The organism is Paraburkholderia azotifigens (assembly GCF_007995085.1).
Taxonomy (GTDB): domain Bacteria; phylum Pseudomonadota; class Gammaproteobacteria; order Burkholderiales; family Burkholderiaceae; genus Paraburkholderia; species Paraburkholderia azotifigens.
In genome coordinates, this window is the sequence record NZ_VOQS01000001.1 from 2,953,274 (window position 1) to 2,975,614 (window position 22,341).

Genomic DNA, 22,341 nt, shown 5'->3' on the forward strand with positions numbered 1-22,341 from the left:
ACGTCCCCAGTAGAGAAACCCAACAGAAAGAAGCAAAAAAATGCTGCCTTCGTTGCTCGCAAGAGATATTCAGACGGGTCTAAAGCAGTTTCTAATATCGACGTATGAGCCGGCCGACTCGTTCACGCATGGCCTGATGAGCCGCTTTGTCGAGGGTGAGGACAACTGGCTCAAGGGTCCCTATGTGCAGATTGGCCTGCCCTTCAGTATTGGCACGGCCGGCCACAGGTTCTTCACCACCTTCGACACAGAGTATGAGGGGTTCAGCCATCAGGAAAAGGCCTGGGAGCGGCTCTCCAGTGACCGCAATGCGCTGAGCGCGCTGGTTGCCACCGGTACTGGCAGCGGCAAGACAGAGTGTTTTTTGTACCCAGTGCTTGACCACTGTACCCGTGCCCGCGCGGCGGGTGAGGCAGGCATTAAGGCGCTAGTCATCTACCCGATGAACGCACTGGCGTCCGACCAGGCGCGCCGTATCGCAGAACTGGTGGCCAAGTTGCCCGCGTTCGCAGGACTGCGTGTCGGCCTGTATGTCGGCGGCCAGATGGCATCTCCCGGTCAGGGGACCCTGATGACGCCCAATAGCGTCATCACCGACCGCGAAACGCTACGCAAGAATCCGCCGGACATCTTGTTGACGAACTACAAGATGCTCGACTACCTGATGCTGCGTCCCAAGGACCGGCAGCTGTGGGAGTCTAATTCGGCGACCACGTTGCGCTACGTGGTGGTGGATGAACTGCACACCTTCGACGGCGCCCAGGGCACGGACCTCGCGCTGCTGCTGCGCCGCCTGCGCGCGCGGCTCCAGATGCCGGAGAATCATCTCATCTGTGCGGGAACGTCGGCGACGCTTGGCGTCGCGTCGGATACCAGTCCACTGCGGCAATACGCAGAAGAGGTATTTGGCGTCGCTTTTCCGGAAGACTCGGTCATCACCGAAAGCCGCCAGTCGATGGACGATTTCCTCGGCGATTCGACGGTCGATTACATGTTCGCCTATCACCCGGAGGTGATGGAGCATCTCGACCCGACGCACTATGCCTCGCCCGAGGACGCCGTCGCAGCGTGGTTTCCACTGTTTTTCCTGGGCGCAGCTGAGCTGCCGGATGTGCGCAACGCCGAATGGCGCCAGAAGCTCGGAACGCTCCTCAAGCGCCACCAACTGTTCGTCAACCTACTCAGGCTCGCCAAAGACGGCACCGTCAGCTATCCAGACCTGACTGATGCCTTTGCGCGCAGCATGCCGACGGCGACCAGCGATGAAGTCAGCAAGGTGACCGACGCACTGCTTGTGCTCGTAGCCTGGGCGCGCCGGGAGCACGGTCTACCGCTGGTCACGCTCCGCATACAGCTCTGGATACGAGAACTGCGCCGTATGGTAGGCAAGCTCAGTACCGTTCCGGAAGAAGTCAAACTGCGCAGTGAGCGCGACCTGCCGGGCGAGCGTGATGGCGTGTATTTGCCCATGGTGCAATGCAGTCAGTGTCGTACGACCGGATGGTTGTCCCGGCTGGTTCAAGGCAGCTCGCGGTTGTCCGTCAAGCTCGACGAGATTTACAACACATGGTTCGCGCGCCGACCCGAGGCCGCGCGACTGTACGCCTCCGAAAGTATTGGGCAGAACAACCGGGTTGACGGCACGCACAGGTGCGTGTGCGTGTCCTGCGGAACCATGCAGTCATCCGGCGAGGCGTGCGTTGCTTGCGGCTACCAGGAGTTGCTCGAAGTGTTCCAGGTGATGGCTCAGCGCACCCAGATGCGCGGCGAGGCACAGTTCACGTTGCACGACACCACCTGCCCGGCGTGCGGCGAAGACGACAGACTGCTTCTGCTCGGCGCCAGAAACGCGACGTTTGGCTCGCAGATTGTGGAATCCAGCTGGGCCAGCGTATACAACGACGATAAGAAGCTCATCGCGTTTTCGGATTCGGTGCAGGATGCCGCGCACCGCGCCGGGTTCTTCGGCGCCCGGACGTTCATGAACAACATCCGCACGGCCTTGGCCCATGTGATGGATGAACTCCAGACGCCAGTCATGCCTTGGAGTCAGTTTTTGAGTCAGGTCGAGCAGCGTTTCGGAACCGACAACTCGGTGCTGTGTATGCCGCCGGAGCGGCTGGTGTCGGAACTTATCGCGCCGAACATGACCTGGCAGCGCGATTGGGCGGTGGAGCTGCTGCAGCGTCAGCGCCTGCCGGCCGAGAGCAAGCTCCCCGAGCGCGTAAAAAAACGCTTTCTCTGGCAGGCCTACAGCGAGATGACGTACCACAGCCAGCGCGGGCGTACGCTCGAGCGGACTGGCAAGGCTGTGCTGTCGGTACCTTGGGAGGACGTCGAGGCAGTGGCTGCCAGGATGACCTCAGCCTTTAGCGAGCAGTATGGTCTTCGCGACCTGACGGTACACACCGTGAGCCAATGGCTGTGGGGCATGCTCACGCACGTGCGCCGGCGTGGTGGTGTCATGCACCCTGAACTTGCCACTTATGCGGGGGATGGCAAGACATGGGCATTGGTCAATCTTGGGGGGCGCTCGGAATGGATGCCGGGAATTGGCGATTACACCGCCCGGCCTATATTCCTGACCCTGGGGACGCAAAGCGGGTTCGACAAACTGACCAATCCGAGACGGTCGACCTGGTACGACCGCTGGGCTTACGTAGTGCTGGGGCGCGACACGCTCCTGCCAAACGGCATCGCGCCGGACCTGTACAAGGTCGCTCTTCCAGTTCTGCGCGACGCAGGCCTGCTGGTGATGACACAACATCACCAGGGCGACACCTGGGCGCTGAATCCAGACCGCCTCTGCTTGTACCAGGACGTCACATTTATCGCGACCGGCGGCAGCATGCGGAGGTTGTCCGTACCGAGTGACTGTGCGGAGCGCCTTCTCGGCATGCCGTGTCTCGACGCGCCGGAATTCACCTACGAGCTGCAGGTGCAGGATGCCGCGAGCTGGTGGGCAAAGCGCTTCAGCCAGGCCAAATTGCGCCGGGTCATTGCCGCCGAGCACACCGGCCTGCTCGAGCGCAGCGAGCGTGAGGACCTCGAAAGCCGGTTCAAGAGCAAGCAGCCGAAGCCGTGGTATGAAAACCTGCTTTCGGCCACGCCGACGCTCGAAATGGGGGTGGACATCGGTGACCTCTCGTCCGTGATGCTCTGCTCGGTGCCTCCAAACCAGGCAAGCTTCCTGCAGCGTATTGGTCGCGCGGGGCGCCGCGACGGTAATGCGATGGCGACGACGCTGGCCGATGGCGCTAGCCCGCACGACCTGTATTTCTTTGCCGAAACAGCTGAGATGCTCAGTGGCGAAGTAGCACCGCCGGGGGTGTTTCTAGGCGCTGCGGAGGTTCTTCGCCGCCAGTTGTTCGCCTTCTGCATGGACGACTGGGTTGCCAGCCTGACCAATGCCAATGCCCTGCCGGAGAGGACCTCGCAGGCACTTGACGCGATGGAACAGGTAAAGCTTGACCGCTTTCCGTACGTGTTGCGCGATTACGTTCTGCAGCACGAGCAGCGATTGCTCGAAGGTTTTATCAGCCTGCTTCCGGCAGCTATCAGGAACAATGAAGCAGTCTGCGCGCGGCTAACTGACTTCATGCAGGGAGAGGGTGATTCTGATGGGTTGAAAATCAGGTTGCTGAAATCCCTGACCGAGCTGCTGGAAGAGCGTCGTACCTACAAGAAACGTAAGGACGAACTCGACAAGCTCAAAACCAAGCTCCAGCAGCGTCCTCAGGATGAGGCCACGCGCGAAGAAATCGACCTGCTGCTGCGCGAGCGCGACAAGCTGCTGGAACTTATCAAGGAAATCAACGGGCGCGACCTGCTTAACACGCTGACCGATGCGGGGTTGATTCCAAACTACGCGTTCCCCGAATCTGGCATCGAGCTGAAGTCAGTGCTGTGGCGCAAGCGCGGCTCGGACGAACCCGGTCAGGGCGGATACGTCACCCTGAATACGCTCAAGTACGAACGCCCGGCCCAATCAGCACTGTCCGAGTTCGCCCCGGAAAACCGCTTTTACGCGAACCAGCGGCGAGTTGAGGTCGACCAGATAAACATGAGTCTGGCGAGGACAGAATCGTGGCGCTTCTGCCCGTCGTGCCATCACATGCAGAATCTGGACACCGAACCGGACACCCATATGGCTTGTCCACGCTGCAGCGATGCAATGTGGGCCGATGCCGCACAGAAGCGCACGCTGTTGCGCTTCAAGCAGGCTATCGCGAACAGCAATGACCTCAAGGTCCGTATCGACGACAGCGTCGAGGACCGTGAGCCAAAGTTTTATGTCCGGCAACTGATGGCGGACTTCGCGCCAGAGAATGTGCGCAAGGCCTGGAAAATCAGTACCGGCCAGTTGCCATTCGGTTTCGAGTTCATCGACCGGGTGACCTTCCGCGACGTCAATTTCGGCGAGCTGGCCAAAAACGGCGAAACCTTCAAGGTAGCTGACAAGGCCACAATGCGCCCCGGCTTCAAGCTATGCCGACATTGCGGCAAAGTGCAGAAGCCACCGAGGCGTAATGGCGATGCGGCGGAGCAGAATCACAGCTTCGATTGCCCGAAGCGGGAAAGTAATGACCCGACGGACCTGCTCGAGTGCCTGTATCTGTATCGCGAGTTCGAATCCGAGGCACTTCGTATCCTAGTGCCGTACACGAAGAACGGTGTCGATGAGCGGGTGGTCCAGTCCTTTATGGCCGCGGTTCAGCTGGGCCTGAAAAAGCGCTATGGCGGCAAGGTTGACCACCTGCGCATGGTGCTTCAGGACGAACCCGGCAAGGACGGCGGGCCGCGTCGCTTTTACGTCATGCTGTACGACTCGGTTCCAGGCGGCACGGGTTACCTGCAGGAGCTGCTGGAGCAAGGCGCAAAGACGCTGGGGGACGTGTTGCGTATGGCGTTGCAGGCGGTCACTGCCTGCTCGTGCAACAACGAGCCGGAAAAGGATGGTTGCTACCGGTGCGTCTACCAGTACCGCCTTGGCCGCAACATGGAGCTGGTCTCGCGCGATATGGCGAAATCGGTCCTGGGCGAACTGGTGGGCTCGCTTGACAAGCTTCAATCCGTCGAAACCATCTCCGACATCTACATCAACCCGAATTTCGACTCCGTCCTGGAAGCACGATTCCTGGAGGGCTTGAAGCGCCTCAGCGGTATCGGCAGTTTGCCGGTCATCAAGCTGGTGCAGGACGTAGTGAACGGCAAGACGGGTTACGTGCTCGAGGTCGGCAGCCAGCGATATAAGATTGAACCGCAATGCAATCTGGGCAGAGACGAGGGCGTGGCTATAGCCAGCAAGCCGGACTTCGTCATCTGGCCGTGGTCGACGACGTCAAACACGCGCCGGCCCATTGCTGTGTTTTGCGATGGCTGGACCGACCACCAGAAATGTCTCGGTTCCGACGCGGCCAAACGCAGCGCCATCGTGGCGAGTGGTCGGTATTGGGTCTGGTCCGTGACGCACAACGATGTGGCGGCCTCACTCAAGGGCGACCTTGAAACCGACCTCGATTCCCCGCTAATGTCAATGGCGCGCCACCAAGGTATCAAGCCGCCGCCGAACGTTCCGCGTGCCCAAGAAAAAGCCTTCACTCACCATGCTCTCACCCGCTTACTCGCGTGGCTGGCGACGCCTGCTTCGCAGGAGGATGACCCCGGACTCAAGCAGTTGCAGCGTAATGCCTTGTGGTTAGGCTTCTTGATGGTACCGAGCACCCCAGAAGATGCCGCTGCCTGTGAATATGTGAAGGCGCAATGGGCGCACCGCCTACCTGAGCATGTGCGCGTACCCGGCAAGGGTTATGCCCCAAGCATCTCGAAGTCGCAGGATGTGCTGTGCCACCAACTCGGCAACTGGCCGATGACAATTGTCCAGAAAGGGTTTGAGAGCGCACCCAACTGGGCTGCACCGGGGGTACTGATTCTGGAAGACATTAGCGTGGAGAGCAAGGATGCTCTGCATACAGCCTGGCGCCAGTGGCTGCACGTGTTCAACACAATCCAGACGCTGCCGGCTATGTGGCTCGTGACGACTTCTGGCCTGGATGCCCATGATTACGATGTGCTCAAGCCGTTTCCGGCGCAAGATGTCATACCAGCCCAACCAGCTTCTGCATCTGCACTGGGTGGTGCATGGCAGGAAGTGCTAGGGCAGGCATTTGATGAAATGAAGGCGGGTTTGCAAAAGCTCGCGCAGGCTGGCGCACCGGTGCCCGTGCCGGGACTTGAACTCGTCAACGAGAAGGGCAAAGTTGTCGCAGATGGGGAGCTCTGCTGGGTCGGCAAGAAGCTCGCGGTGCTGCGCGATGACCAGTCCGACCTGGTTGATGAGTGGACGGCACAGGGCTGGACGGTGCTTGTTCTCGATGAATCCATGACCAATATCGACAGCACCGATTGGGAGATTGTTGTTGCAGCAAAACTTGACTTCAACACGCCGAACGAGGAGTCGCAGTGAGTCTGAAGCCGAAGGTTGCCCTGAGCAGCGAATTCCTGGCGCAGCTGGCCAAGCTGCCGTCCAACATCCACACTAAGGTCCTGAAGTGGGCTATCGGGTTTCAGACTAACCCGACCAGCTCTGGTACCAACTACGAGAACATCAAGGGTGCGCGTGACCCGAACCTGAAGTCGGTCCGCGTGGACGGCGACTGGCGTGGCATTGTTTTCAAGCCGTCGTCCGGCGACGTCTATGTGCTGCTCTACGTGGGGCCGCACGACGAGGCGTATCGCTGGGCGGAAAGCCGCAAGCTCACCATCAACCCGGTCACGGGTGCTATGCAGCTAGTAACGTTTGAGCATGTGGCGGAGCAGGCTCCGGCAACCGACGGGCTGCAGCCTGCTGTAGGGGTGCCACCACATGCCGCGCCGGCGACTTCGCCTTTGTTTGCCATGTTTGATGACCGGGAGCTGATGAGCTTGGGTGTCCCCCAGGAACTGCTGGGGGATGTGCGCTCCATTATCAGTGATGCTGAACTGGATGCTATTCAGGCGCGCTTGCCGGTTGAGGCGTACGAGGGGCTGTTCCTCGTCGCGGCTGGCGATACGATTTCGCAGGTTCTGATGGCGCGGGAAAGCCGCGTCGACAATGTCATCGACACCGAAGACTTTGCGGCAGCACTGGCTACGCCGGAGTCGAAATCCCGATTCATTGTCGTGGACGACGACGAGACGCTCGCGGCTATTCTGAATGCACCGCTTGCGCAGTGGCGAGTCTTCCTGCATCCGTCACAGCGCAAGCTCGCTGAGAAAAGGTTCAGTGGTCCAGCTCGAGTCCTGGGCGGAGCCGGCACGGGCAAAACGGTCCTGGCCATGCACCGCGCGAAGTGGCTTGCCGAGCAATGCACCGGTAGCGGGCAACAGGTGCTCTTCACAACCTTCACACGCAACCTGGCGACGGACATCGAGCAGAACCTGCGTACCCTGTGCGCTGCCGCGACGCTCGAAAAGTTGGAGGTGCGCAACCTCGATGCCTGGGTGCACGGCTTCATGCGAAGCTGCAAGCTCGAACACCGCATTGTGTACGACCGCAATCAGGATGGTGCCAGGCAGGCTTGGGATGCTGCCATGGCGGTGAAGGAGGACAGCCTCGACCTGCCGGACAACTTCTATGAACAGGAGCTTGAGCAGGTTATCCTCGCTCAAGGTATCACCACACTGGACGAGTACCGCAAGGCGCGCCGTACCGGCCGCGGTGTACTGCTCAGCCGCGCGAAGCGCGATGCCGTGTGGCCGGTATTCGAGGAGTACCGTGGCCAACTTGCATCCCGCAAGCTCAAGGAGGTAGATGATGCCTACCGTGAGGTGGCGTCCATGCTCGATGCAGACAAGTCACTTATCCCGTCCTATAGCGCCATTGTCATCGATGAGACACAGGATTTCGGCCCGCAGGCGCTGAGGCTGCTGCGGGCGATGATTCCCGCAGGGTCGAACGACCTGTTCTTTGTTGGTGATGGCCACCAACGCATCTATACCCGTCACCGCGCGGCGATGAGCAAGTGTGGCATTGACATTCGGGGGCGTTCCAGGAAGCTTTACATCAACTACCGGACTACTGACGAAATCCGTCTTAAGGCGGTCGCGTTGCTTGAGGGTGTGGAGGTCGATGACCTTGACGATGGCCTGGACGAGTCGAGCCGTTATCGGTCGCTCACACACGGTCCGGCGCCCGTCGAGCTTCAGGTCGGCGGAATAGAACAGGCAGGCGAGAGAGTCCGTGAGTTCATACACGAGTGGCCAAAGGAGGAGGATGGTCAGCCACCTCAAAGCTATTGCGTGGTCGCCTCCAGCGAGAAGAACCGCGATGCCCTCGCTCTCCTGCTGCAGAAGGCCGGCGAGCGGACGGCTACGATTACCGCGCAGAGCAACCACACGGAAGAGCAAGGTGTGGTGCACATGGCGACGATGCACCGGGCGAAGGGCCTCGAGTTCGACTACGTCGCCGTGGTAGCGCCGGCTTCGTTCGTCGAGGAGCAGACTGAGGGTAGCAACCGGAGACAGTTGCTTTACGTCGCGCTGACGCGCGCGAAGCGCGGAGCTATTCTTGTGTTGTGCTAATTTGCGGACGAGCGCCCGAGTGTGTGCCGAAATCGGCATATTTCGAGCGAGGGTTGGAATCAATCAAAAATCAACAAAGCGAGCCTGAGACTCTATGCTCACTGAAAGCACCGGCCTCCAACCGCCAGGAAACGCGCAGGCCTTCGAGGATTTTTGCCACATCGTCTACAGCAAGGTACTGGACGACCCGTTAGCAACAAAGAACGGGCGCTCCGGCCAGAAGCAGAACGGCGTTGACGTGTTCGCGAGCCGCAAGGGCGAGCGCTACGGCGTGCAATGCAAGCAGAAGACCTTTGGGCGTCTCACGGCCAAAATCATCGATGAAGAGGTTAAGGCCGCGGACGAGGGGCCTGTGAGAATCGATAAGCTGGTCATCGCGACGACCGTCGCGAACGACGTAAAGCTTATCGCTCATGCCGCTCAGCTTACCGACAGCCGCCGCCAGGAAGGAAAGTTTGAGGTCAATCTCGCGTTCTGGGACACACTGGAGACCCTTGTTCGCAGCAGTCCAGAACTGCAATATCTGTTCGCGCCGCAGATGGCCGGTGGTGCCTTCTGGGAAACGAGGCATCGGCTCGAGCAGCACTCGGCGCAGGTGATGCAGCGCTTCGAGAAGCAGTCTACGCAGCTCGAAATTCTCACCGCACGGTTCTCGTCGGCCTATGGCGGCAGGCTTCCGGCAGAAGCCATTCCGGACGCACGCGAGGATTCCCTTAACAAGCTTGTTGACGGACAGTTGGATGGCGTCAAGCAACTCTTGATGAGTGGCCGATTCGATGACGCGTTGGCGAACCTGGCAACGCTAGGCAGAAGTTTGGACGCCTTCGACATACATCAACGGGCACGCTGGTACACACAACGTGCACATTGCTACTGGCGGCAGTCCGAGTTTGCGCTTGCGGCGGCCGACTTCGAGTCGGCCAACAACCTAACTCCGGATGATGACAAGGCCATAAGTAATCGGGCCATGGGCGAGCTCCTCATCGGAAACACAGACAGGGCATCGGAGATTGTCGCCGATGCTAGGGCAAGATTCCCAGCATCAGTGGGCGCGTTTACGGTATGGCTCCAAGTTGTCGCTCGAAAAGGAAAGCAGGTTCGGTATCCCGGTGACATTCCTCCGGAATGGAGGAAGAACACAGACGTTCTGACCGTACTGGGCTGGCTCGCCGCTCAGGAAGGCCGCAACGCAGAAGCAGCAAAACTCGCGAAGCTCGCGTGCAATCAGGGCTCTTGCAGCTATGAACAGACCTCATTGCTCCTGCTAGCCTTGGTGAACGATGCGGCTCACGATGGCGTGTTAGCTAGCCTCGGACTTATACCCGAAAAGGTCAAGGCCGATATTAGGGACGCTATCGGTCATTTCTTTCCGTTCGAAGACACGATTTGGACGCGCCAAGACCCGACGGCAACGACGCAAATCGTTGCATGCCTTGGCTACGCGCTGATGATGACGGGCGAGCCAAAGCAGGCAGAGGACCTGTTGCGAGAAGGTGCGAAGCGATTTCCAGCAGACAGTCAAATCGCCAGAGCATCCCTCGAGTGCATTCGCAGAAATGACTCGACGCTGTCCGACGCGTTCGCGTTTGGTCGCACCCGCATTGATGCTCTGGATGAGCAAGGTCGCTTGATGGTTGCAGAAATGGCTAGCCAAAGAGGCGACTCCGAGACCATCTCTCAAGTTAGAGCAGCCATGGTCCGCGATGATACCCAAGCGACGTACGACGAAGAATTGCGCGCTTTCCAGTGGATGGCCACCGCAAACTGCGGAAAGGGCGTTGAACTCGAAAGCGAACTGTCGCTCGAGACCGTAACGTCAATGGAGTCAGTGGCTGCGCAGGTCGTCGCTCTGAATGTGGCGTTTGCTCTCTCCCTGCCGTGGACGAAACAAGCAGTGGAAGTATTGTCGGCTCGCATCAACTCCCAATCATCCACCGGCGAAGTGCTGATGGTTGCGCGCGCCTGTCTCGCTGTGAAGATGTACGACAGAACTGTCGAACTCTTGAAAGATACTCTGCCGCCGCGATGCATCAGCGAACCACATAAGACGTTGTTCGAAGCCCTCATCAAGAGTGGTAATCGCCGACAAGCGCGACGAATGCTTGATGAGTTCCCCCTACCGCGATGGAAGACGCGGACGTACGGGCGCTCTCAGTCGAATTGGCGCAAGCCGCGAATGACTGGAAACAACTACTCAGCCTCTCAGACCTTCAGTTAAAAGCTCATGAGGACCGCGCTGAAGCGTGGGCCTTCCGGGCGGCCGTGCTTCTTCGCCTACAGAAGACGGCCGAGTTCCGAGAGTTGCTGAACCGCGATATTCCCGTGGACCTTCAAGGAGCGATTCCTGCTCAGGCGCAACTGGCAAGACTGGAAATCGAAGCTGGCAAGCGAGGACGTGGATTAGCACGGCTCTATCGCATCTTCCGATGTGCACTCACCGACGAAAAAGCTGCAACAGCGTATCTTCAGTGTTTCCTTCTCCTCAACCCAGACGATTTGCCGGCCACGCCCATCGAGGTCGGTCCAGCGACCTCCGTAACTTTGCTGGACCGCGTCGGTCAGCAGAGGACAGTCGTGATTGACCCGGATGAAATAAGCGACGCGCCCTCAGCGTCGCGGTTTATCGACAGGCGGGACGCGCTTTACGCCGCATTTGCGGGAAAGCAGCTAAACGACGAAGTCGCGCTTCCGGACGGTGTGGGCTCTGAACGCACCTACACCATTACGCACATCGACTCTGCATATCGTTACCTGGCTGGCTACGCAGAAGAAGTGAACCGCGAGGCGGTATCTCAGAGCCGCTCCCTTTTCTCTATTCAGATGCCGACCGACGATGAGGGTCAACTTGACCTCAGCGCGTTGCTAGAGGTACTGAAAGCTCGTAGTGCGCGAGTACGAAGCGCCTTCGAAGCGTACGCCAACGGGCCCGCAACATTAGGGATTTTAGGAAAGATTCTCGGCGTGAACGCTATGGCTGTCGCGGGTGACTGGCCGTCTACACCTTCACCAAAGTTATACGTGTGCCAGGGTAGCGTTGCCGAGCGCGAATCGTCAATCAGCCTCCTGCGGTCATGGAAAGGGCCGCTCGTAATTGACCTCACCGCATTGAATGAGCTCGTCGCGAATGGGCTCGAAGCGACGCTGACCCTAGTGAATCCGGTGTACATCTCAACATCTGGCGTTGAGGTGCTAAACGACTTCATCGTGACTGCGGAGTCAGAGCGTTCGACTGGGCACATGCGCGAAGAGAACGGCCGAATAAGCCTTGTCGAGTATGACGAGACGTACCATCGTCGGCGGCTTGCCTACCTTCGAAAGCTGCAGCAGTGCATTGACGACTATTGCGAGGTGGTGCCGACGTGGGGAAACGAAGAACCCCCAGAGAAGCTGCATGAAATTGGCCAGCATCTTGGCGACGACTCGTACGATGCCCTGCTTTTGTGCCTGGAAAGAAATGCTCTTCTTCTGACCGTCGACGGCCGCCTTCGCGAGTTCGGAAAGGTTTTCGGAAATATTCAAGGGGTGTGGCCGCAGCTATTCTGTAGTGTCGCGGCTGAACGCGGACTGTGCAGTGTTCAAGCCTACTGGAAATTTGTTCTTTGGAGCATCGGGAGGCGCCGCACGCACACATCCCTGTCATCACAAGAGTTCGTTTGGGCGCTGAACCTGCCGAAGGACGAAAGACAGGCTGCTGTGCAATTGATACTCGAGTACACAGCTGAGCCGTCCATTGAGCTCTCCAGCATGACAAAGGTGGTGTTGGAAGTTGCGCAGTACCTTCTATCAGTCGGTACAACGACCGCGGCAGTTTGCATGTTCCTCATTCGAGCGACTGCCCCCTTGTTTTCGCGAGCAGACGTAACTGCCGATGACCTGGAGAATTTCTTGTTGTTCAAGCTTCGCGAGTTCATGGTCGTCAATTTCACGAAGGCGACTGCGAATCCGTACGAGGCCGACGCCGAGTCTAGCCGCCTGAAGACTTGGCTGGACGGGATGTCTAGTGCTTTGACATTAGCAAGGAACGTCGCCGCTCGAGAGACACCTGCTGAGTTAGCGAAGAAATCCCTTGGCGTTGCCCCGCTCTATGCATTGCGGCAGCCACTCTACATCGGTGTGAGGTCGGACTTTTTGATGGAAGGAGGGCCGTGTGCTGTGGTTTGAGTTGTTGCCTCGTAAGTCATTGAAACGACATCGAAACCATCGTAAGGGCTTCGCCGGTCCTAGGTCGGTAGTCGAGCGAACACGTACGAGCAATGCTTCGCCGAACAAAAAGTTGCGACGTGCCGTCGGAGCCCTGCCTGTCGCACAGGCCTATTGTTGAAGCTCGTGCGACAAGATGTCGGCTAGTGGTAACCAAGCTGCTGCGTCGCTTTAACGGCAGGCCTAGGTGCGAGGGGGTAGTTCGGCGCAGCGCGCCTCTTTTCAAAGCAACGACTCTTGGTCACCGTTGTCCGCAACTGACTTCGGCTTCCGCGGTGGCAATGGGAACGGTTCAGCATGCATCGCTTCGACCGGGAAGAGATTTAAAAACGAACGCGCCTCGTCTGTCGTTTTACATGACAGCCAGTCCGAATACTCCGTCGGCGGCACAATCACGACCGAACGCTTTTCGTCTCCAGGCTTGTGAAAGCGCTTCATCAGCGGATGCTCATCTGAATTGACGGTCAGCATCGTGAACGCTAGAGTTTGCGAGCCGTCGACTTCGTTCCACGAACGCCAGAGGCCTGCGATAGCCAAGGCTTCGCCGTTGGCCATGCCAATCTTCCAGCGTACCGGCTTACCGGTTTCATAGTTCGGCTCAAAAAACGCCCGGCACGGAATGAGGCAAAGTTGCAGGTTCTTCCAAGCGCCGCTGAAGCTGCGCTTGTCGCCAACGGATTCCGAGCGGGCATTCATCGTGTCGAAGACCTTCACGCCAGGCGGAATGTGCCGTCGCGGCACGATGCCAAATGAGGCCGGCACCGTCGCAAACTCATCTGCGCTGCGTCGAAGAATGGGAGCGTAATAGTCCTTGTAAATCTCAGGCCGGTAGTCGAAGTCCGGAACAGGAAAAAGGCTGAACACGTCCCAAGCGTCGTTCGGATTCGCTTCATAGCTTGTGCACATTTGGGCCTCCTGTCGCGCAATGATACCTGGGAAATTCCAGGATATACTGTACATTCATACAGTGGTTTACTGACCATGGATACTGTTCGCACCCCATTACCGGAGTCGATTCACCCGGCGCTCTGGCGCGCATCGCAGCTCGCGCGCGGCCGCGTGTCGACGGTCGATACGGGGTATCCGGTCTTGTCGCACGAGCTGCCTGGCGGAGGGTGGCCCATTGGAGCGCTCACCGAAGTCTTGGCGCAGGCACCGGGTTCAGGAGAGATGCGGCTACTCGCCCCGGCACTGGCGTCACTGAAAGCGCCAGTGGTCTTGGTTGAGCCGCCAAGCGACCCCTGCATACAGGGGCTCGCGTATTCGGGCATCCCGGCTGAACAGGTTCTGTTGTTGCGCGCGAAGCGTTCCAACGACCAGTTGTGGTCCGCCGAGCAGATTCTGAAAGCGAGCACATGCGGCGCCGTTCTGCTCTGGCAGACGCATGTGCGAGCGGATTCGCTCCGGCGGTTGCTGTTGGCCGCACGCTCAAGCACGTCACTGTTCTTCGTTTTTCGGCCCATCCTCTCGGCCGCAGATGCATCTCCAGCCGAACTGCGCGTTGCGGTGCGTCCCGCCGAAGATGGCGTGAAGGTGGACATCATCAAGCGCAAGGGTCCGAAGTTCGAAGGCGACCTGACTGTGAACGTGCTGCCCGGGGCAGCGCTCATGAGCAAACGCAGTCGGCTACGTCGCGCGGTCGTGCCGTTCGAAATCGAGGCTCGAGCGACCAGCGATGCATTCGCCTGATTGCGACCTGCTGGCGCGCATGCTACATCCGAAGGAGATTCCATCATGAGAGCGGACGACTGGGTTCGGGAGGCCGAACGTGAATCAAAACTTGTGGACGCCCTGTACAAAGCGCGTTATCTCATTTCGTTGCACAACGGCATGACCGTACGGTGCGATGGCGAGGAGTGGGCGCTCGATTTCGGCCAGGAGCTGCAGGTAATTGACGCGGCGTTGAAGGCGGCTGGAGTCAACCCCCAGCGTCTCAGACGGTAGCTGCATGTCGAGTCGCCCGAACTCGGGCAATCATTGATAGTGCTCGGTATGGAGGACCTTCAGAGGTCAACAGATGCAAACGGAAAAGTATCGTGGATACACGCTGTGGGGTCACTCCATCCTGCAGCAGCAAGACATCCTGCAACCGGAACGGTTCGCGGGAAGCGGCACAGTCATGCGAGACAATAAAGTTGTGGAGGTATCCGGAGTCCTCGGTGCTTTCGATACTGATGATGAAGCAGAATTGACAGGACTCTCGTGGTGTCGCGCGTGGGTCGACAGTCACGGCTAGTGCAGAGTGAGACGTTCCGTAGCGAGCCGAACCTTTGTTGCGCGGGCGTATCGTTTGAGCTCGACAACAAAGTCGTAATAGTCGTTTATGCAGTACGTCTTGGTGAACTCGACCGCCTTGTCGTCAGAGGTGTATGGCCGTCCGAAGTTTCGCGATGGCCTCGTCGCACGTGCAGCCAACGACACACTGATGTGTATGGACCGAGCATTTCGGTCAACGGGCGCTGGCACGCAGCGGGGTGACGACCGCATATGGAAGGTAATATCTGAAGCAGAGCACAGGCCCATTTCGCGAGCTAATGCCATGAGAACCCGATTGCGACTTAAGAAAAACGTATCGAAACCAGCCTAGTGCTGAATCCCTTTGGAGACCAAATGAAGACCCTCATTGCCGCCGTAGCCTTCGCTGCCCACAAGCACCGAAACCAACGACGGAAAGACGCCGAAGCCTCTCCCTACATCAATCACCCCGTCTCGCTGGCGAATGTCTTGGCGAATGAAGGCGGTATCGAGGACGAGCGGACCTTGGTTGCTGCCATTCTCCATGACACGATAGAAGACACAGAGACAACCGAGCAGGAGTTAGCCAAGGAGTTTGGTACCGATGTTGCTGGTATCGTTATCGAGGTAACTGATGACAAATCGCTGCCTAAGGCTGAACGCAAGCGCCTCCAGGTTGAGCATGCATCGACGATTAGCCGTCGAGCCAAATTGGTGAAGCTTGCCGACAAGATTTGCAATCTGCGGGATGTGGCTAGCAATCCGCCGGCAGATTGGCCGCTACAGCGACGCCAGGAATACTTTGACTGGGCAAAGGCCGTTGTCGACCAACTGCGCGGCGTCCATCCCGGCCTTGAGTCTCTCTTCGATGATGTCTACCGGGCGGGCAAGGTTGCATTGGCAGACGCTTAAAGTGCGAAGTTTAGGAGCTCGCCATGGTCGAAGGAAGTGATTGCAAGTGCATGTCCCCGCCGTTTGATTACCGCGACTCAACTCCGCTTCCCGAGTGGAACAAGCTGAACACCTGTGTAGAGGATGGGGAGGTTGATGTCTCCAGGTGCAATTTCTGCGGAGCCAAATGGGTTCGCCACTACAGCGAATCCTCGTTTGCTGGGTCGGGACGCTGGTGCCAAGCACCGGCGACTGATAATCAGCTGGCCAAGTTATCGTCGACTGAAGGAGTTCTTGAATTTATCGAGAGCCGGCCGTGGTACTTCGTTGGAGGGAGTGCTCTCCAGTCTGCTGGGAAGTTGGTTGAAAGTCCGGCGCAGTGATTGTTGCGCAAGCAACAAGAACGACCATCTCAATGAGGTCATCGGGATGTTATCGCCGCGCTGCCTCTGTTACGTGATGCGGCCTTATTTCAATGATGGGAGAGGACGTGGCCGATTTCGAAAAGGAATTGAAAGCATCCCATTCTCTGACGAGCGCAGGGCGGAGGGGTGGGCTGACGGCGGAGGCGCCGCCGGCAACGCACCGACGCCCGGTAACAAGTGCCCAGATGTATTTATCCTACGTTAGCAACAATTACGTGCTTTTGCAGCTTGATAGGGGTAAATTCGGTGTGGTTTTTGCGCCGCCGCAATTGTTATACGGCAAAGCCTGCGGTACGGTTATCGCTCCGGAAGTTACCTCCCTGGCTTCCGGTGCGTGTCTTGAGTCCCGCCAGTTTTGAGCGTAGACGCCTCATCGATGACTGGCGGGTTCTTTTTCTGAACCACGCTTTGAAGTTTCGTTGTCGGCGAAACGCCAGCCGCGCAGGCTGCATAACCCCGAAACAGGTCACTGAATCCCGTCTGTTTGCACAATTGACACGCCCCTTGAGGTGGCAAGCTGAGGACTCTCTCATCCGGTCCGCGGCTCGCGGATTACCGGGGCCCTTTGGCCGACCCTTTCACGGCTGGCCTTTTTCTTTTGCAGGGGTGGACGAGCGCAGAACTTGCAGTGCAACCTGCAAACATGCCTGGCAGTCCCAGGCTCACGCTGTCGGCCCCAACCTGGGCTTGCCGCAAGCCGTGTCTATACGAAGACGTGAACAACGACTCCACGAGGACACACCATGCGTACAAAATCCAGCGTCACACCTTTGGTCGGCCCGACGGCGCCGATGATTTCCTTCTGGTACGGCAGCCGCTATCTGGGCGTGAACACCGGACACCCGTCACCGCGCCGGCGCGCAGCTGACGTGCGGGATGATGAGACAGGACCTGACCTTCTCCCGGTAGCGCGTCACGCGAGGTACAGCCTGCACTCCGCCCAGCCTTGTGCTGCTGGGCTTTTTTCTCGTCCGGGTGCTGGAGTCGCTCAGGCTGCCTAGGTGGCCGGCGCTCCCGCTGCCTGCCCGGTACACAGCCAGAACGCGTCGACATCAAGGAAGGCGGCTATCCGCGGGAATATGTTCACGGGCGGAACCGTGATACCACGGCGCCAGAACTGCACGTCATGCATGCCCACATTGAGCAGTCTGGCGACGCAGGCGGTACTGATACCGGCCCGTTTCAGGGCGGTGTCGAGTCGTGCGGCAAGGGCGCGTCTGCGTCTGCTGTCCTCACCGCTACGCTCCAGATTGCGTATTTCGGACGAACGTGACCGGCCGTTTCGGGATGGTGACCGGCGATTTCGGCAACGTGACCGATCATTTCGGAAACGTGACCGAGCGGACCGGAAGGCGGGATTGGCGTTGCGCATGACATCAACCACGCGGGCTATGCTCGCCGGCTTTGGCCGGAGAGACGATGCCCGCGCACCGGATGAACATGCGCATGATCAAGGACGTTTTACGACTTAAATTCGACGGCGGCTTCTCGCACGATCGGATCGCCGCATCACTGGGCATATCCAAGGGCGTGGTCACGAAGTACATCGGACTAGCCAGTGCCGCCGGGCTGGACTGGGCAAGCGCCTGCGATATGGATGAAGGCGAACTCGAGCGGCGGCTGCTCGGCAAGCCCACGGGGCCAGCAGCCTATGCCCAGCCCGACTATGGACGCATCCATCAGGAGCTGCGTCGCAAGGGCATGACGCTGACGTTGCTATGGGAGGAATACCAGGCTGAGTTCGCGGACCGGCAGACCTACCGCTATACGCAGTTCTGTGGGCACTACAAGGCGTTCACAAAACGCCTGAAGCGCTCGATGCGTCAGATTCATCGCGCCGGCGAGAAGCTGTTTGTCGACTTCGCCGGCCCCACGTTGCCACTGACGACTGGACGCCGCGCGCACATCTTCGTAGCGGCTATGGGCGCATCGAGTTACACGTTCGCATGTGCGACGCCGGCCGAGACAATGGAGGACTGGCTGGGCGGGATCGCTCGCGCGCTGACCTTCTATGGTGGTGTGCCGCAGTTGATCGTCCCGGATAACCCGCGTGCGATGATTGCCGATCCCGATCGCTATGAACCTCGCGCCGGCGACACTGTGCTGGACTTCGCGCGTCACTACGGCACATCATTCCTTCCTGCGCGCGTATATCGTCCGCAGGACAAACCGAAGGTAGAGGTTGCGGTCCAGGTGGTCGAACGCTGGATCATGGCGCGCCTGCGTCATCACCGGTTTGACTCGGTCCACTCGGTCAATGAGGCCATCTGCCCGCTGCTCAGGAACCTGAATGAGAGGCCATTCCAGAAGCTGCCGGGATGTCGTGCCAGCGCGTTCGCCCAGCTGGACGCGCCGGCACTGCAGCCGCTGCCGGCACAGCCCTATGAGCTCGCGCGCTTCAAGACCGTGACGGTTCACATTGACTATCACGTCGAGATCAACAAACACCGCTACAGCGTGCCGCACGCGCTGGTCGGCCTCAAGCTCGATGCGCGTATCACGGCGGGCACTGTCGAACTGCTACATCGCGGTCGCCGCGTCGCCAGCCACGCACGTAACGATCGCGCAGGCAGCTATACCACTGTTGTCGAGCACATGCCTGCGGCACACCGCGCTCATCTGGAATGGACGCCGCAGCGGCTGATTCATTGGGGACAGCAGATCGGCGCGGCAACCGGCGCGCTCGTCACCCGGCTGCTGCAGGAGCAACGCCATCCGGAACACGGCTATCGGGCGTGCCTTGGATTGCTGTCGCTCTCACGTCGCTATGGCCGTGACCGTCTCGAAGCCGCCTGCGCGCTGGCGCTGGAACTGGGCGTACACCGTTACCGCCACGTGCGCGACATCCTGGTCAACAACCGCGACCGGGCGGCGGTGGTAACGCCTGCCGACTGGACCAGCCCGAGCCACGCGCATGTACGCGGCCCCAGCTACTACCAATAAAGAAGACCACCATGATGATGCAACAGACACTGACGCAATTGCGCACCCTGAAGCTGGACGGCTTCGCTGACGGCCTGGAAGAACAATTGACGCAGCCCGGTGCGGCCAGCCTGAGCTTCGAGGAACGCCTGTCACTGCTGGTCGACCGGGAAGCCAGCTGGCGTGATGATCGCCGTCGTACCCGATTGCTCAAGCAGGCGCGCCTCAAATATCCGCAGGCCGCTATTGAGGATCTCGACACGCGCGCTGGCCGTGGCGTCGATCCGCGCTCGCTCACGAGCCTCGCACTCGGTGACTGGGTGCAAGCGGGCTACAGCCTGCTCATAAGCGGCCCAACTGGCGCGGGGAAATCGTGGCTCGCTTGCGCCCTGGCCCAATACGCTTGCCGGCGCGGGCATTCAGCCTTGTATCTGCGCGTGCCGCGACTTGGCGAGGAGCTTCGCGTTCTGCACGGCAACGGCGGCTTCACAAAATGGCTGCTGCAGGTTGCCCGCGTCGACGTGCTTCTACTGGACGATTGGGGAATGGCGCCCCTCGATGCGATGGTTCGAAACGATCTGCTCGAGATGATCGATGACCGCTCGGCGGGAAAGGCGACCATCGTCACCAGCCAGTTACCGATTGAGCACTGGCATGGATGGATCGGCGACGAGACTATCGCCGACGCAATGCTCGACCGCCTCATGCAGCGTCATCATCGGATCACGCTTACCGGTGAATCCCTCAGAAAGGCATCCCCAAAACCCAACGTCCTGGAGCCCGAACTCGACCAGAACTAACAAGGAAATCTACAATCAACACCGCGCAATGCCAAACCCCGCCGAATCGGTCACGTTCCCGAAATCGGCGGTCACGTTCGCCGAAATACGCACAGATGCTGGATGGCTTGAGCGCGTCGGTTCATCTCGCTTGAAATTTCTCTCAGGTGTTTTGATGGTCGTTGCCGGCTGGGAGCCCGACAAGGCCTATGATTTTCGTCGTGAATTTACCGAATCACTATAGCTGCAACAGTTTGTTACGCCTTCGTCGCTCCAGGCAGCGCACGCGGTACACGCTGTGGGGCCATGCCATCCTGCACCAGGAAGACATCCTGCAATCGGAACGATTCGCGGGAAGCGGCACAATCACGCGCGACACGAAAGTCGTAGAGGTGTCGGGAGTGCTTGGCGTTTTCGACAATGACGTAGAGGCACAATCGGCAGGCCTCTCATGGTGCCGCGCGTGGGTCGATAACCACGGTTGATGCGGAGTGAAACGTTCCGCAGCGTGCTGAAACGTTATTGCGCGGGCCTATCGTTTAAGCTCGACAACAAAGTCGTAATAGTCGTTTATGCGCACCGGCAATGCGTTGGTACGTATCAACAGGGCCGGTATCGTGCCGTCAAATCTGGAAGCCAGCGAATGCTGGTGAGATGCGTAACGGCCGACGCGTCCTGGCCCCTACGTCGATGGTGGCGAAGCCGAGAAGTCTAGCTCTGGTGAATCACACTGGCGCGCCGCATTTTCGGACTGGAATGAAAGCAGCGCCGGGACGTTGATGTCCTCATCGATTTCCGGCCAGACCAATTGCTGATGGTCCATCGAGATGGCGAAGTGTTCGCGCTCCGCAGCCGTCGCCGCCAGGAGAACAGGAAACCAGTCGAGTGGAAATGAAACGGCCCGGCCCTCGGACATATCGAGAAACAGGTGTGTGCTGTCGAAGCGTACGTCCACCGCAGCGCCTTTCATGGCCGCCTCCTGAACGGGATGCATCCTGCAGCGTAGGCCGCGGCGACCCCGCGTTCAAGCACCGAAAAGACTACGTTTCTGGGGACGCGACCGTTGCCGCGTGCGCGCGCCGATGGAAGCCATCCACGGCGCGTGTCTGGCCGGGGCCGTCGTTGCTATCAATCGGGACGGCCCTCGGGAGCGAAGATGCGCAGCGCAGAAATCGCTCAGCTACCGCCGAAGAAGATATTGCATTGCGGGTCCGTCCTGCACCTCTCCGCGGTGCGCCTGCCGGCTTGCGTGTTGGTGGAGGGCATTCCGCCATATGACTGATACGTCATATCCGTGGACGCTGCCGGCGTAGCGAGGTTCTGCTGCTGTTGCTGCTGTGCCTGCGGCGCCGGCATCGTGTCCTGGGCGTTTGCGAGCCCCGTCATCACCAGCAATCCGGCAGCAGCAAGCACGACCATCAACCGTGATTTCATGATTCACTCCTTGACCACCTTCATGGCTTCCCCGGGGGTTGCGTTTTTCGCGCACCACCACCATCCGCACTCGCGCCCTGGCGGCATCGGATACGGTTGGTGCGGACGCTATCTGGAAGACACGCCGAGCCGGGGGTACGGAGCGCAGCTCATCCGGGCGCGAAATTGCGATATAGGCGTGGCTTGTGAACCCGCCGATGTCGCGCACCTGTGGGCCTAGTTATAGGGCGCGTGGCGGACAAACAAAGGTGCAATGCGAAAATACCCTGCGCTGCCCCAGCCCGCATGACGCGGGCTAACCGGCCGGGAGCTGATATGTAACTGACTACCGGCAAGGTGTCGTGCCGGCCGCCAACCCTCCAGCGCTTGGAGCACTTCGCAGTTGGGCACACGGCTTGCGCGCCTCAGTGTTTTCAACATCGGGAGCACATGATGACTACGCCCAACCTGCATCCGTCCGGTACCGGCGCGAAAATCGTTGGCAGCACCGGCGGCGCAGGGCCCGGACCGGAGGTGATGGCCGCGACCACGCTCAATGGCGACAAGGTCATGTCATCCGACGGCGAACACGTGGGCAAGATAGCCGACCTCATGGTGGACGTGCGAAGCGGACGGATTGCCTATGCAGTCCTCTCGACCGGGGGATTCCTCGGCCTCGGTAATACGCTGCACGCCATCCCGTGGAGCGCACTGACACTGGATGCAATCGACAGGTGTTTCGTCGTGGACATCCCCGCCCAGCGACTCAAGGATGAGCCCGGGTTCGACAAGGACCACTGGCCTTCGATGGCGGACGAAAAGTGGGGCACCACGGTCCATCACTATTACAACCGCGAACCCTACTGGGCCGCTACCCGTGACATCAGCGAAGGACGCGACAGCTAGAAATCCCG

The 22,341-nt window shown here is 59.4% G+C and carries 17 protein-coding genes; 14 read left to right on the forward strand and 3 right to left on the reverse strand.

Annotated features, from left to right (window positions below; translation table 11 throughout):
• Positions 1-40 precede the first annotated feature (40 nt).
• The 4 genes from FRZ40_RS13230 to FRZ40_RS44965 all read left to right on the forward strand — a co-directional run bounded on the left by FRZ40_RS13230 (position 41) and on the right by FRZ40_RS44965 (position 12,723).
• Positions 41-6,466 carry a DEAD/DEAH box helicase gene (locus tag FRZ40_RS13230; protein WP_147234337.1) on the forward strand — a complete coding sequence of 2,142 codons (6,426 nt, stop codon included), beginning with the start codon at positions 41-43 and terminating at the stop codon, positions 6,464-6,466.
• Positions 6,463-8,562: a UvrD-helicase domain-containing protein gene (locus FRZ40_RS13235; protein WP_147234338.1), complete on the forward strand. Its 2,100-nt coding sequence runs from the start codon at positions 6,463-6,465 to the stop codon at positions 8,560-8,562. The genes FRZ40_RS13230 and FRZ40_RS13235 overlap by 4 nt, the downstream gene beginning before the upstream one ends.
• A gap of 94 nt (positions 8,563-8,656) precedes the next feature.
• Positions 8,657-10,780 (forward strand): tetratricopeptide repeat protein, encoded by a 2,124-nt coding sequence (locus FRZ40_RS44960; RefSeq protein ID WP_240057143.1) that lies wholly within the window; start codon positions 8,657-8,659, stop codon positions 10,778-10,780.
• Positions 10,687-12,723, forward strand: coding sequence for a PIN domain-containing protein (locus tag FRZ40_RS44965; protein WP_240057144.1), 2,037 nt, complete (start codon positions 10,687-10,689; stop codon positions 12,721-12,723). Before FRZ40_RS44960 ends, FRZ40_RS44965 begins: the two co-directional genes overlap by 94 nt.
• Before the next feature lie 261 nt (positions 12,724-12,984).
• Here the strand turns inward: FRZ40_RS44965 and FRZ40_RS13245 are convergent, their stop codons facing one another.
• Positions 12,985-13,668 carry an SOS response-associated peptidase gene (locus FRZ40_RS13245; RefSeq protein ID WP_147234339.1) on the reverse strand — a complete coding sequence of 228 codons (684 nt, stop codon included), beginning with the start codon at positions 13,666-13,668 and terminating at the stop codon, positions 12,985-12,987.
• Positions 13,669-13,743: 75 nt separating this feature from the next.
• Here FRZ40_RS13245 and imuA point away from each other — a divergent pair, with 75 nt between their 5' ends.
• The 9 genes from imuA to FRZ40_RS44975 all read left to right on the forward strand — a co-directional run bounded on the left by imuA (position 13,744) and on the right by FRZ40_RS44975 (position 20,499).
• Positions 13,744-14,451 (forward strand): translesion DNA synthesis-associated protein ImuA, encoded by a 708-nt coding sequence (gene imuA / locus FRZ40_RS13250; protein ID WP_147234340.1) that lies wholly within the window; start codon positions 13,744-13,746, stop codon positions 14,449-14,451.
• A gap of 45 nt (positions 14,452-14,496) precedes the next feature.
• Complete coding sequence (locus FRZ40_RS13255; protein WP_147234341.1) at positions 14,497-14,706, forward strand: hypothetical protein; 210 nt, start codon at positions 14,497-14,499, stop codon at positions 14,704-14,706.
• 73 nt (positions 14,707-14,779) lie between these two features.
• A complete protein-coding gene (locus FRZ40_RS44970) occupies positions 14,780-14,998 on the forward strand; it encodes a hypothetical protein (protein WP_147234342.1) in 219 nt (72 codons plus the stop codon).
• Between the two features lie 374 nt (positions 14,999-15,372).
• Positions 15,373-15,909 carry an HD domain-containing protein gene (locus tag FRZ40_RS13270; protein WP_147234344.1) on the forward strand — a complete coding sequence of 179 codons (537 nt, stop codon included), beginning with the start codon at positions 15,373-15,375 and terminating at the stop codon, positions 15,907-15,909.
• A 469-nt stretch (positions 15,910-16,378) separates the two neighbouring features.
• Positions 16,379-16,672 carry a hypothetical protein gene (locus tag FRZ40_RS13275; RefSeq protein WP_147234345.1) on the forward strand — a complete coding sequence of 98 codons (294 nt, stop codon included), beginning with the start codon at positions 16,379-16,381 and terminating at the stop codon, positions 16,670-16,672.
• A 1,060-nt stretch (positions 16,673-17,732) separates the two neighbouring features.
• A complete protein-coding gene (gene istA, locus FRZ40_RS13285) occupies positions 17,733-19,256 on the forward strand; it encodes an IS21 family transposase (RefSeq protein ID WP_147234346.1) in 1,524 nt (507 codons plus the stop codon).
• 11 nt (positions 19,257-19,267) lie between these two features.
• Positions 19,268-20,035, forward strand: a complete 768-nt coding sequence (gene istB, locus FRZ40_RS13290) for an IS21-like element helper ATPase IstB (RefSeq protein WP_042317356.1) — start codon at positions 19,268-19,270, stop codon at positions 20,033-20,035.
• 28 nt (positions 20,036-20,063) lie between these two features.
• A complete protein-coding gene (locus FRZ40_RS44375) occupies positions 20,064-20,258 on the forward strand; it encodes a hypothetical protein (protein WP_167528626.1) in 195 nt (64 codons plus the stop codon).
• A gap of 10 nt (positions 20,259-20,268) precedes the next feature.
• The gene (locus FRZ40_RS44975) at positions 20,269-20,499 is read left to right on the forward strand and encodes a hypothetical protein (protein WP_147234821.1); all 231 of its coding nucleotides are present in this window, start codon (positions 20,269-20,271) and stop codon (positions 20,497-20,499) included.
• 197 nt (positions 20,500-20,696) lie between these two features.
• Here the strand turns inward: FRZ40_RS44975 and FRZ40_RS13300 are convergent, their stop codons facing one another.
• Together FRZ40_RS13300 and FRZ40_RS13305 are read right to left on the reverse strand one after the other, a co-directional pair.
• Positions 20,697-20,984: a DUF2442 domain-containing protein gene (locus FRZ40_RS13300; RefSeq protein WP_147234347.1), complete on the reverse strand. Its 288-nt coding sequence runs from the start codon at positions 20,982-20,984 to the stop codon at positions 20,697-20,699.
• 206 nt (positions 20,985-21,190) lie between these two features.
• The gene (locus tag FRZ40_RS13305) at positions 21,191-21,448 is read right to left on the reverse strand and encodes a hypothetical protein (RefSeq protein ID WP_147234348.1); all 258 of its coding nucleotides are present in this window, start codon (positions 21,446-21,448) and stop codon (positions 21,191-21,193) included.
• Positions 21,449-21,880: 432 nt separating this feature from the next.
• Between FRZ40_RS13305 and FRZ40_RS13310 the strand changes: the two genes are divergently transcribed.
• A complete protein-coding gene (locus FRZ40_RS13310; RefSeq protein WP_147234822.1) occupies positions 21,881-22,333 on the forward strand; it encodes a PRC-barrel domain-containing protein in 453 nt (150 codons plus the stop codon).
• Positions 22,334-22,341: the final 8 nt, after the last annotated feature.